Genomic DNA, 13,797 nt, shown 5'->3' with positions numbered 1-13,797 from the left:
GGAATTCAATGACAACCACTGTTGAAATAATTGAGATACTGAAATCTCAACCTAAGACACAACTTACACCCGCAATTGCAGACAACTTGAAAGCAATCAAAGAAATTTGTGATAGTCAATATTCTAACCAAAGTTTTTATGGAAATGCGGCCCTAAATCGCCAGATGCTTCTAGATGAAAACATCGCTAACCTCTTAACGCCAGAAGTTCTCTCCTATCTTTTCACTAATGAGCCGACACCAGAAACCAAGATATTTCGCAATTCAGGCGGAGCTATTAATCTTAGAGATGCAATTTATTATGGCTTTAAAGAGGGTCTGCACGTCCTTCATATGATGCCTAATAATGAACCTGATTATAACCCTCATTCTTATCTTGCACAAAAAAGCAAATTTACAAAAAATACTATGCGTATTGCTGAAAATATAAGCAAAGCTGCGCATGTGGAAGAGCTAGAGACTAAACAAGCGTTTAACCCTCAACAACTCATTGAGCAATATGCACGCATCGTAGAAACTGTTAACTTAATAAAAGAATCAAATAAGTCATCAGAACTTTTAAAAGTTCCAGGCTATACACCCACACAGATGCGTCAACAAGTTGTAGGTGGTTTTAATCGAATGCGTCAAATATTAGACGTGGAAAGCCTTGAATCTATAGAATTGGATGACTTTTGTGAGAAGTTCCTTAAAAGTCCAGAGGCAATGCTCGATGGGGCAGTTATACACCTTTTTTATGATAGAGCACATATTGATGCCGCACTAGAGCAAGATACTAAATTTAAATTCAAAGGAAAAGAGTGTACTTTCCAAGATATCTTTAAAGTCATGGTATCAAAAGTCGCTACCAATCCTGACAACTATCCTTCCTGTGCTAAAGAACAGTTTTGTCTGCGTATGACATTAGTTGAAAGCGATTTACAAAATCGCTTTCAATCTGAATATGCAAAAGCGCAAGAAAGAAAAGAAGAGAAAGATCTTAAAGGAGAAGAGAAAGATTTTAAAGGAGAAGAGGAAGATCTTAATGAGGAATTTTTGGATTCCTCGCTACCGCAAACCCGACAAAAGGAATTACAGAGCATTATTAAGACGTTGGTTGAGAATATTGAAACACCAAAAGGTACACGTCGGACATCAGGAGCGGGGTCAACCAAAGTTCAAAACTTAAATTCTCTATCCGACCAGATAGGGAAATGTCCAGCAGAGGAATGGGCTGCTAAAGAAGAGCAATTCATCGGTAAACTTAAAGAACTTTGCGCAACACGTAGACATGCTTTGCATTTTTGGTCTACGCCCCATAGTGTTAATGAACTTGCTACATTGTTGGAAGAGAAAGGTTTTACTCAACCACAAAAGGAGTCTGCCGATTCTCAACTAAAAGCCTAACAAACACGGTTACAAGCTTACATCCCTATGTAAGCTTGTAAATCCTGTTTCATTTTTTAAACCAGGAAAACCTGACATTACCTTTTAATACAATGTTGTACTATCCTATTAATTAGCGATTACCTGGATGGTTCAATATGATCTTTATAAGAAAAGGAAGCTCTCGCGGTAAATCTCAATCCGATTGGCTGACTAGCTTTCATACATTTTCCTTTGGCGAGTATTATGATACTCAATTTATGGGATTTAGCACGCTGCGGGTAATTAATGAGGATACGGTACAACCTGGCAAAGGTTTTGGTAGGCATCCGCATAGAAACATGGAAATTATTTCTTATGTGGTAGAAGGGAGCCTGCAACATCGAGACAGCTTGGGCACAGGTTCTGTTATAAAGCCTGGGGAAATTCAGTGTATGTCGGCAGGAACTGGCATTGAACACAGTGAATTTAATCATTCAACAACCGAAATTGTTCATTTTCTACAAATATGGATTATTCCAGAACAAAAAGACTTAACACCGGGATATCAACAACGCGTACTGCCGCAGTTAAATAATGAATTAACACTAATTGCCGCAAAAGAAGATAACAATGTGATTAAAATTCATCAGGATGTCAACTTGTATCGAGCCTTGCTAACTCCAGGGCATCTAATAAATTTTAAATTTAATTCAGACCGTTGTGGCTGGTTACAATTAATTAAAGGCGAAGTGACTCTAAATGAGCAACAACTTGTAGCAGGTGATGGTGCTGCAATTATAACGGAAAGCATTGAAATTCAATCAGTGACTGAGTCAGAGTTTTTATTATTTGATTTACATAGACAGTAAAATTTTAAGATTCTCTTAATTGCTTCATTAGGACAATTTAATGAGAAAATATTTAATCTTACTGCTGTTAATAGGGCTATGGTCAGGTAGCAGCAATTTTGCATTGGCTGCGAGCAATAGAGATAGAGAAATTAAAGATTTGGTCCGTTTCCTGACCTCCAGTGCAATGCTAGTCCCAAGCAAAAGCGGCTTATTAATTCCTTTAAACTTTTATGTTGGCAGTACAGAAGATGTAGCAAGATATTTTGGTGATTATATTTGCTTACCTGACGATACCTGTACTGTCGTCGATAGTTTATATAGTAATCCTTATTTTTTTCTAACAAGTCCTTTTGCCATTTTGGGAGAAGGTCTGCCACCTCAACAAGGCACGGTACAAGAATGGTTTCAGGCTCAGGCACAGATTGAGCGCACCAATATAAACTATGGAACAGATATTTATCATGCAGCAACCTGGCAAATTGCTTTGGCTCTTGCCTCAAAAAATGACTATCTTAGCGAGGCAAAAGCAAGAGAATTAGTAGCGAATGAACTTGATTCCATTAGTAATCCAGCAAATCGAGCAATAGGAATATTTTTTCAATATGGTTACCAACTCTCAATTTTTGACCCACTTAAGGCATTCACCTTTCGCTTAATCGCCACCAATTATTTTAATAAAGATCCCTTCTTTGGAGGTCGTTATCAAGATTTTATTACATGGAATTATAATATTTATACATTGGCAAAAAATGATCCAGAAGGGCACTCTCCAGATTTTTTTACTTTCGTTACCACTTGGTCTGATTGGAAACCACTCACGGGTGAGAATGCCTGGGCTCAATTAATTGGCCCATTGCAAGCCGAATATATATTTACCGAAGGTAAGGTTTCTGCAACTTCCAAGGCAGTTCTTAATGCCATCAACAGCCTTTATGCTTTTTCGGCAATGCAAACCGCTGTTGGCGCATTCTATTACGCTCCAGGCGGCACACGAGATAACCAAGGTGTTCTTCCAGTAGGTGAGGTCTCTATTGAAGATAATTTTTCAGTTTTAGCCGGTTTGCAGGTTTTAAAAGGGATATTGGAGAAAACCGAGCATACCGCAGAAGTAACGCATGCTCTGGATATGATTGATACGATGCTTAATGGTGGAATTACTGTAAATGGTTATGAAACATTAGGACTCTTAAGTTTTCTATACAATGGTGCCTTTGATGCCCAAAAAGGTGTCTTTTATACCCATGGGTCCATTGATATTCCTTCTTCTAAAACGGATTGGAATCCGGATACTTCCGAGGAATTAACAGGTATGGCTGTCGATGTTAATCTTTGGGGAATGTCTGCCTTGGGCATTGAAACAATGGATAATTGGTATGGCAATGGGACTGCACTTAACCTATGGCGAATAATTCGTAATCAAGGTGGTTATTTTGACAATGGCCAATTATGGGGTATCGGTTTCACCTTAAATAATCATACCGACATTGAGCCTGAAGACATTATGTCAGCGGAAAATACCGCGAGTGCCATTAATACAGTACGAGCTCTCATTGATCACTATTCTGGATTAGGAATGGATACGACAGAACTCGAAGCTGATTTACGTAGCATGCAAGATAATTTTAGTAACTTAAGAAATGACGAATATTTAAGTGCCAACTTTGTTGGGGCAACGCCAAAAGAATTTTATATTGATTTACCCATTGAAATAGGCAGAGCTTATCTTTACGCCAGTAGACGCTTCCCATTGCCGTTTCTATGGAATGCCAATACCTTGGCCAGCACAACCGCAACATCTTGGGTATTGATCAATCGCTTTGATTTTAATCCATTCCAATATACAGGAAAATTAGAAGGTGAGGATTATTCCATCCCTGTAAAAATAGATATATTCGATCATGATAATGAGCCTGATGGTGGGTCTTTACCAAAAACAGTAAGAGTAAAATATACTCGAGGCGATTTAGGGCCGGTAAAGAAATTGGTTATCAGTTACAATCTTGATGGTTCCCAGGTTAACTGGATTGTTGCTGCAAGTACCGCGCAACGCCAAGGTATTGCTTCCTTACCCAAAGGTGCGGAAGGAATCATGATTAGTTTTTTTGATAGCGGTTGGGTCAATGCTTGCCAAATTATCCCTGCAACTAAAATTTGCAAAGATCCAAGTTGTATGGGTGTTCACACTATTGCCGCACGTTGGAGTTCTAATGGAAAAGGAGAGTGCGATCTTCTTGATTAAGGTTGATGAAATAGTGTCATTTCCGCCTACGCGGAAAAGATATGAATTTAAAGCAACCGGCCAGAATGAGGGTATCAAGACATCAATAACCTGGTTGCCTTACTGGCGGTAACCAGGTTATTGCAAAATTTATTTAGCAGTAACTTCCATCACACTCGCTGCATTGTTGGCCTTCACCCCAGGGTTATACATAGACTCTGCAAAAATAGCTGGGACTTGATATTTTCCAGTATTAGTAGCCTTTATGCGGTAAACAAGTTCTTTGGCTGTGGAATCAACACTGGTAAAAAAGACAACTCTGTCTTCACGTACATCCGCATAATCCACATTTCCTGCATTGACAGAATCACGAACTATTTCAAAACCTCCAGGTAACAGATCGACAATGGCAACGTTTGATAAATATCGATCCTCTAACGCGCGGATTTGAATGTGAACTTCAATTTCATTACCTAAAGTCGTGCTCGTAATCACATTACCTTTCCTATCTCTATATTCACGATAAACTTCCAAGCCTTGACTCGTTGGTTTATCTGTCGGTTTTTTATCAAAACCAGCCTGAGTGAGTTGATAAAAATACAGTTCTTTATTGGGATTATTGAAAATAATCTTTTTGGCATCCTCATCAATTGTAGCTTTAGTAAAATTACTATCTGCTGTTGAGAGAATTTTTTGCGTATTGTCGCTCAATACTTCGCTAATTGAAAAAGCAGTCGTTTCAACTGGGGCAGCCGTTGCCTGACCATAAGCACTTAATGCCAAACTGGTATAGCCTGAGAGAATCGTATTAATTTCATCGCTATTCATTGCTGAAACTAATTGCATCACTAATTTATTACCAACACGTGGCAAGCGCTCGGGGAAATGACGGGCAATCAAATAGAGATACTGTGCATTTGCAATATTGCTATCATAAAAATCCGTAGCATTCATGTTTTGCGTTTGTATTTTATATCTATCAATTAATTGATTAGCATCTGCTAAACTTTTCAATAGTTGATAGGTCGCTGCAATATAAGCACCACTAATATCCTGCTGCCATTTTTGTGCTTGTTCCTTTTCCAAATAAAGCTGCAAATTGGTTAAATAATTCGTAGTGACAATTTCATTGCGTGTCAAAATATAAATAGCATAGGCTTGAATACGAGCCATCTCGAGACTAGAAGCATTTTGTGCTGCTAAATCTCTAAGATATCCCAAACCTGCACTAAACATATCATTCGGCACGTTATAGCCTTGCGCGCGAGCTTCGGTTAAAAAATGCATCGCATAGACGGATGCAAAATTATTGCTGTAACTGTCTCCAGAACCAGGCCAATAGGTAAAACCACCATTCGACATTTGCCTTTGTCCTATAAGCTGAATGGTCGTCGTTATTTTTTCATTAATGTTGTCTAAGTTTTTAGTAAACCAAGGTTGATTAACCATTGCTAATAGTGGCATGACTTTACTAGTCAACTGTTCAGTACAGCCATACGGAAAGTTATCGAGATATTGCTGTAATCCTGTAAGCAAGATCATAGGACTGGTTGAAAGTGCTGCCACAACATGACGATATTCAGGATAAAGTTCACGATCGATAGCAAGTAATTTGCTGGCATCTTTGCTATTTCCGCTGATTATCGATGTTTCAAAAGCACTGGCCGGTCTAACGCTGAGTGTTGTATCCATCGAACTTGATTTGTCACCCAGGCTTGCCACCAACGTTACTTTAGCAGAGCCTAAAGCTGATTTAGCCTTGAGTTTAAAGCGAACGGTTTGTTCATGACCTTCGTTAATAGCTAATGAAGCAGTAGCAGGGCCAACAATTTCAAGGTCAGGAGTCACATTCAATTGCACGTCTACTTTTGCATTCTCTCCTGAGCCCTGAACATTATTGGCGACACTTGCTGTAATTTCAAAAACATCACCTGGTGCGACAAACGTCGGCGCATTGGGATTGATTACAAAATTACCGCGAATGATGGATTCTTTTTCTGTTGACCCAACAGAATCAGTAGCTACGGCAACCGCCATAACCTTCAATGTCCCATTGAAATAATCTGGAATATTATAGGTAAGCTGACGAGGCGTGCTATCTGCATCCACAATGCCGGACCAGTAAGCAATTGGTAAATCCGTTTTGCGTTTAAAAGGATTTAAATGCTTCCCTAATAGTTCCTCACCATCATCTCCACCAACCGCAGAAAGCTCACGTTCTTTGATATACTGCGGTAAAATTTGGTCAACAGTTTGTTGAGTTAACACCTCTAATGCTCTTTTTTGGAAGAAAAAAGAAAGCGGATCGGGTGTCATGTAATTTGCGACTTGTAAAATACCTTCGTCTACAGCAAAAACAATGATCTTTCCAGGTTTATCGGTGCTGTAATTAATAGTAAATGGCTCTCCAGGTCGCCCTAATTCAGGCGTATCTAAAGTGATATGGACATTATGACTATCGTGATCGACATTAAAAGGCGTGACGCTGTAACTTAGTGGACTTATAAAAATGTCCGGAGAATTCCAATCACGAACAAATGCAACATTCACATAACCATTACCTTTAAAATCTTCTGGAATATGGATTTTTTGCACAGAGCTTGTGGTCCCTGTTTTAAACCATTGGATTGAATACACTTTGTCACGTTCAATGGTAATTAATCCAGCTCCGGTATAAGGCGCTGTAATTTGTAATTCGATATCTTCACCAGCTTTAAACTCATCTTTATTGAGTTTTACACTAAGCTCTGCATTTTTCGCTAGTGGTGTTTGGCTTGCTCCTACAATACTAAATTTCAAATGACTTAATTCAACATTATTTTGATCAATAATATTGAGCGCAAAATCACCAATTTCCTGAGTTGGCAAAGTGAAATCAGCACCTTTATCACTTATTGCAAAAGGAGTCGTGCGAACAATTGTTGATTGAATAATTGACTGGTATTGGTAGGTGCCATTGGGATTTTTAACCAAGGTAGTAACGGGATGCAATGACACAAGCTGCAGTTTTAAATCGCCCACTGCCTGCTGCTTTAATTGAGGATCTACTGCAATAAATTTCATGCTACGCTGGCTATTTTGCTTAATATAATTTAAATCGCCATCCGGTTTATAACCAACAAAATAGGGAAGTGGACTAACCAAGGCTGTTGACTGGGTGGCAACACTTCGGCCTCCCTCAGCTTCAAAACCTTCAGCAAAAAAAGTAAGTTGGTAAGTTGCCTTATCGAAACGCTCAAGATTTAAATTAAATTGCGCCTCACCTTTATCGTTTGTTTTTACATCAGCTAAGGTATCGGTAAATACTTTAGCGGGCTTGTCGGCATCCAGAAGTGGATCAAAGAAAATGTAATCAGGATATTTTTTAAATTCCACTCGTTTTGGTGATAGTAAAATTTTAGCTCCAACGCGGCGATTAGCTGCGGGTGCCCCATATAAATTCCATAGTTGAACTTTTGCTGTTAAGTTCACAGGCGAGATCCATCCCTCCGTTTGATTGGCTGAAAAATTGGAATGTATTCTCATGCGATCGGGTTGAAATTCAGCGACTCGAATTGATGTAGAGCCTAATAGGCTATCCGGATGTTGATCTTTCACAATATAAAGATTAACTAGATATTGTCCGGTAGGAGAGGCCGCATTTGTAGGCAGGTCAAACGTGACATAACCGCTTTCATCAAGAGTAAATTTCTCATCTCGGATAGTGGTTCCACGAGGATCGGTTACAGTTGCTTCAACCATTAAACCTGGCGGTTGCGATTGTGCATAGGCTTGTTTGACTATCACCCCAATATGAGCAGTATCTCCAGGACGATAGATCCCTCGATCTGAAAATAAATAGGCACTTAAACTATGTTGATCCTGGTAGTTAGTATAGAGTCCACCAATATCAAAGCGAGAAAAATTTAATTGCCGGTTAGGATTGTTATAGGGAATAAAAGAGACATCGCTCCCTAGGCTCGCCAAATATACAACAGGTTCCCGTTCATCGATAAAATCGGTCAATGTAGGGAAGTTGGCCCGTCCTTGTGCATCTGTCGCATAAGTGAGTAGCGGTAATCCATTTTTCCCTAAAACACTAACGTTGACATTTGCCAGAGGGATACCTTCAGTGATTGATTGCACGAAGATATCATGACTACCATCACGATTATCTTTAACAACCAATCCTAAATCAGTAATCAAAATTAAACGGCTTGCTTTTGCATCAAGAGGGGCATTATTTTGCATATCCCAGCCTGTTGCCTGCAACAAGAATAAGCCTTGCGGCCCTCCTGTATTCGTGGTTGCAGAAAGGTATCTAGAAAAATCCAAAGCGGTGTATTGCTGTTTGGTAAAATCTGACACATTAAACTGTTGAATTTCTGAAAAAATTTGACTGATATTTTGTTGATTGAAACTTTGATTAATAAAATAAGGGTTATTAAAATCACCTTGTGTTTGTGTGACAAGTTGATTCACATTTTCTGGTAATACACGTGCAAAGTTAAATTTAACCGCTGGTAATCCTCGCACCAAAACAGACAGCTTTTGTTCACTGTTTAAAGCAAGCAGTGCTCCTTTATGTAAAAAACTGATTTCCTTTGGGTACTCAGGCACCTTAATGATGGTTGCATAGTCATTGCTTAAAACAAAATCACCAAACCCGCGTGCTCCTTTATCAATTTTTACATAAATATATTGTGGAGTTTGGGCGGTAAATTTATAACTATGCAACGTAGCAAAATTGCGATCTGCTGGGATTGCCTGCAAAGGAAGAGGGGACGATAATTTTAAAATACTGGGCGAAACCTCTCCGGGATTTTGCCATTCATAATTTTTCTTTTCTTCCTCTGTTGCAGTTGCCGGATAATTTTGTGGCAGCAAGTATACGTGAAGGGATTTCTTAAGCTCTGCCTCCGTAACCCCCAATGAGGTATCTATTGTCAGTATTTGCTCTGGTCTATCTCGTTCATTTCGAATAATCGAAGCGCCCACCTCACTTACTTTAAAGTAGTTACTAACATCAGGAATCAACAGGTTTTTAGTAAGCGTTGCACTGGTTTCTCCTGAACCTGATGCCGATTTTAAACCCTCATGAATCGAGAGAATTAGATAACGTGATACCTCCGGTAAGGCGAGTGATTCAGAACGTAAATAAGCAACACGTTTATGGGCATCGTAAGTAACATTAAACTTATAATGCTGCGCATTAAGATCGAGTTTGCCTTTCTGCATCGCTTCAAGCATTAATGACGTTTTATTTTCAAAACTAGCCGGGTCAACTGGAAAATTAAAATTTACCGTAGCAATAGCTTGCCTTAATCTAGGATTAACTGGATCTTGATAAAATGAAAACTCTGTAATTTTTGCTGCAAAGGGTTGCGTCGAAAAGGAATAGTCATAACTCTCCATGGTCGCTTCAGGAGCAAAAAAATCTTTTGCAAAATGAATCTTATAGATCTGACCTGCAGACCAATCTTCTTCAGGCATAAATACTAAACGACTATCACTTTCCCACAACCATTTCCCTTTTATAGCAGGACTTATCTCAATGCCTTCATTGATTTCTTTACCAATTTGTTTGAGTGGTGCTACTGATTTAACAGTAAAATTATTCTCATCTTCATCAGACTCTGAGTCATCGTCTGAATCAGAACTGGCGTTTGCATTAGAATCGGCTTGCTGTTGCGAATTATCAATGCCGAAATCAATTACTAAATTATCTGGTACAAGTTGATCATCTTCTATGGTGCTGATTTTAGGGACGGCAATCGATGCAGTAATTAATTGAGGCTTAGGCAGATTTTTATACCAACAGTAACCATATGCAGCAGTTACAAATAATATTATAATGCCAGCCAGACTCGACCAAAATGTTTTTGGGTGAGATGTCGCTTGACGCCGCAACGAGATAAGCCAAGGTGGACTAGTCCAGTTTGGACGGCCAATTAAAAAAGTAAAAAAAGCGCCGACTGCAGCAAAAAATCGAGAAAATGAGTTTTTGTTCATATAATATCCAACTAGACATGGATGGCGGGGTGCCATAAGGAAGCAGTACTATTTTAAACAGGCTAAGGCCTCTTGACAATTGCTTTTATTAGGTAGCAGGGCAAAATTTGAGTCATTTCCACACCGGTGGGAATCTATCAGGCAAAGCTTAAACAAAGGGACTCAGCCTGCGCCGGAATGGCAGGATATAAGCAATTTACTCTGTTAAAGAGAATTAACTTTGAAACCATCAACAATGAAACGATTTTTTAAGTTACTCAGCATCATTCTTATAACGCTGTTTATCAGTGGATGGGCCGCAGTGTTTTTCTCTCCTAAACCACCACTTTTAGATGACATCAGTTTCTCAACAGCTATTTATGATAATAATAATCACTTACTAAGATTGACCTTGAGTCACGATGATAAATATCGTCGATTTACTCCCTTGTCCCAAATTTCTCCACAGTTAATTAAGACAACGATGCTGCAGGAAGACCAATATTTTTACTGGCATTATGGTATTAACCCTTTTGCGACTTTAAAGGCTGGTTGGCAAACCTACGTAGTAAAATCTCGACGTATGGGCGCATCAACCATCACCATGCAGGTAGCTCGTATTCGTTATCAGATTAATTCGAAAAAATTATCAGGAAAAATTTGGCAAATTATCCGTGCTCTTCAGCTTGAGAGACACTACAGCAAAAATCAAATTTTAGAAGCGTATTTAAACCTTGCTCCTTATGGCGGCAATATAGAAGGAGTAGGGGCAGCCAGTCTCATCTACTTTGATAAACAAGCTAGTAAGCTCAGCTTGCCTGAAGCATTGACGTTAAGCATTATTCCACAAAATCCTGGAAAAAGAACACCACATAACGAAAATCTCAAAGAAATCCGCAATAAGCTTTTTGCTCGCTGGATTAAAGAACATCCTGAAGATAAAAATCAAGAAGCCTTTATTAATCTACCATTAGATTTGCGAAATTTACGTAATATGCCTTTTATTGCACCGCACTTGGTCTACTCCGTACTGAACGATTTTTCTATAAAGAAGCATGATGTGGTTACTACTTTAGATATCGATTTACAAAACATTTTATCGAGAATAACGCGCCAATATGTCATGCGGAAAAAAAATCTTGGGGTTTATAATGCAGCAGTATTGCTTGTTGATACCCGTGATATGAGTGTGAAGGGATTGGTAGGATCTGTTGATTTTTTTAATAAGGAAATTGATGGGCAAATTAATGGCACAGAGGCGAAGCGTTCTCCAGGATCAACCCTTAAACCTTTTGTTTATGGTTTGGCTTTTGATCAAGGGTTAATTCATCCTAATACGGTTTTAAAGGATGTACCTCATAGTTTTGGTAGTTATAACCCTGAAAATTTCGATTACGACTTCATGGGTCCTATCAAAGCAAAAGATGCCTTGGTTCTTAGTCGTAATATTCCGGCGATTTATTTAGCTAACCAACTCGCCCCAGGCTTGCATCAATTTTTGCAGGATGCCCATGTTAGTAATTTAAAACCAGAATCTTATTATGGTTTAGCGTTAACTTTGGGTGGTGCCGAATTAAGCATGCAGGAATTAACAACACTCTACGCCATGCTTGTAAATAAGGGCATTTGGCGTCCTTTGCGAATGCATAAGGATGAACCTTTTGACAATGGACAGCAATTATTAAGTCCGGAAGCAAGTTTTTTAGTACTTGATATTCTAAAGGATACCCCTCATCCTGAGTTTAATTCTTTCTCAAAACTAAACCCACGTCTTCCGGTATCGTGGAAAACAGGCACATCTTCTGGTTATCGCGACGCCTGGTCTGTAGGTTCCTTTGGTCCTTATGTTTTAGCTGTGTGGATCGGTAATTTTAATAATAAAGGTAATCTAGCCTTTGTGGGCAAAAATATAGCTGCGCCTTTATTTTTTGAATTGATTGATGCCATTCAACAAGAGAAGAGCCCTTTACCGACCATTGAGCAACATCCGGAACATCTTCATTTAGAGCATGTTGCAGTTTGTAAAGCCTCAGGCATGTTGCCTACCCGCTATTGTCAGGATACGGAAATGACTTGGTTTATTCCGGGAAAGTCACCGATTAAATCAGATACAATTTATCGAGAAGTAGCCATTGATAAAAAGACGGGATTACGTAGCTGTCATTTTGATGAGGATACGCGTTTTGAGGTTTATGAATTTTGGCCGACCGACCTACTTAGAATATTCAAGAAGGCAGGTATTCAACGGCGAGTTCCGCCTGCATTTGATCCCACTTGTTCTACTATTGGGAACTTAAGTATGAGCCCTCAAATTACATCACCACAAACTGAACTAAGCTACATTGTTAGAGCTAATTCATCACAGAAAACTGAAATTCCTTTAACCGCAGTAACGGATGCAGACATTCGATCTATTCATTGGTTCGTGAATGAAACATTTATCGGTACAACGTCACCAGAGAAGCCTTTTTTCTGGACTGCAAAGGCAGGAAAATTTGTGATTAGGGTAGTGGATGATCATGGCTTATCAGATGCCCGTGAAATTATAATTCAGGTAAAATAGGAATCAGTAGTTAAAATCATCCAAAGCATTACTTGCTTTACTTACACTTAGGTCAGCACTCGAACTGGATGCTCCCACTGTCTCCTCTTTAAAAAAAGTTAAGTTAGTCCGAGTGGAATTTGTATAGTATTGCTGAGTCCAATAAGCCCAGTAATTGCAATGTGTCTCATACAGAGTTTTAGGGACATAAGCACAAAGACTTTGATAAGAAGGTACACAATTCGTTGTGCATTTCCCCCTAAAATTTTCATAACAAGACCAATTGTTATCGATTTTAAAAAAAGTACGAATTGGTGTATGAGCGAAGACTCCGGCATGTTCAAAGCCGATTGTTCCTACAGGATATGAAAGCTGGGCCCAGGGATCGCAAATCACTTTATTATCGAGAACTAGAAAAAAATGACCTGGTTTAGAATCACAATATTGGAGCTCAATACTTGGAAGATAGCACTCGGTTATTATTTTCTCTTTAATGAAAAGATCGAGAATTAAACATAAAGCAAGCATTGCTTTATGTTGGCAATTACCTGCCTCACCACGTTTTACGATTTTAGTGCAATCAAAAATACGTTGAAGCGGTGAAAGATTGTTGTCATTTAATATGAGATCGGTTTTACTTTGCACATAATAAACGAGTGCTTCATTAATTTTTTTTTCCTCTCCATCCATTTTAGGATAATTACTGGAGACAACTTTCAACTCGGTATTAATAATTGCTATTACGGAATTAGCTATATCTAATAACTTAGACACACTCACATCTAGTTGCTGGGTTTTTAATTTTTTCTCTATTTCAGCCTGTAGATGCGGGAAGGGATGTGGCATATAGTAGATATCCAAAAAAACACC

6 protein-coding genes are annotated in these 13,797 nt (G+C 38.8%); 4 read left to right on the top strand and 2 right to left on the bottom strand.

Annotated elements, in window-relative coordinates; genetic code table 11:
- Positions 1 to 8 precede the first annotated feature (8 nt).
- The 3 genes from PXX05_RS05925 to PXX05_RS05915 all read left to right on the top strand — a co-directional run bounded on the left by PXX05_RS05925 (position 9) and on the right by PXX05_RS05915 (position 4,436).
- Positions 9 to 1,385 (top strand): hypothetical protein, encoded by a 1,377-nt coding sequence (locus PXX05_RS05925; protein ID WP_275090140.1) that lies wholly within the window; start codon positions 9 to 11, stop codon positions 1,383 to 1,385.
- Positions 1,386 to 1,522: 137 nt separating this feature from the next.
- A complete protein-coding gene (locus tag PXX05_RS05920; RefSeq protein WP_275090139.1) occupies positions 1,523 to 2,215 on the top strand; it encodes a pirin family protein in 693 nt (230 codons plus the stop codon).
- A 40-nt stretch (positions 2,216 to 2,255) separates the two neighbouring features.
- Positions 2,256 to 4,436: a hypothetical protein gene (locus PXX05_RS05915; protein WP_275090138.1), complete on the top strand. Its 2,181-nt coding sequence runs from the start codon at positions 2,256 to 2,258 to the stop codon at positions 4,434 to 4,436.
- 129 nt (positions 4,437 to 4,565) lie between these two features.
- On the opposite strand, the gene PXX05_RS05910 is transcribed toward PXX05_RS05915, so the two are convergent.
- Complete coding sequence (locus PXX05_RS05910; RefSeq protein WP_275090137.1) at positions 4,566 to 10,406, bottom strand: alpha-2-macroglobulin family protein; 5,841 nt, start codon at positions 10,404 to 10,406, stop codon at positions 4,566 to 4,568.
- A gap of 235 nt (positions 10,407 to 10,641) precedes the next feature.
- Between PXX05_RS05910 and pbpC the strand changes: the two genes are divergently transcribed.
- Entirely contained in the window at positions 10,642 to 12,948 is a 2,307-nt protein-coding gene (gene pbpC / locus PXX05_RS05905) for a penicillin-binding protein 1C (RefSeq protein WP_275090136.1), read from the top strand.
- Positions 12,949 to 12,951: 3 nt separating this feature from the next.
- On the opposite strand, the gene ceg10 is transcribed toward pbpC, so the two are convergent.
- Positions 12,952 to 13,773, bottom strand: coding sequence for a Ceg14 family Dot/Icm T4SS effector (ceg10, locus tag PXX05_RS05900; RefSeq protein WP_275090135.1), 822 nt, complete (start codon positions 13,771 to 13,773; stop codon positions 12,952 to 12,954).
- Positions 13,774 to 13,797 lie beyond the last annotated feature (24 nt).

Source organism: Legionella cardiaca, assembly GCF_029026145.1.
Classification (GTDB): Bacteria; Pseudomonadota; Gammaproteobacteria; order Legionellales; family Legionellaceae; genus Tatlockia; species Tatlockia cardiaca.
Note: the sequence above shows the minus strand (reverse complement) of the source record. Positions and strands in the feature narration are given on the sequence as shown.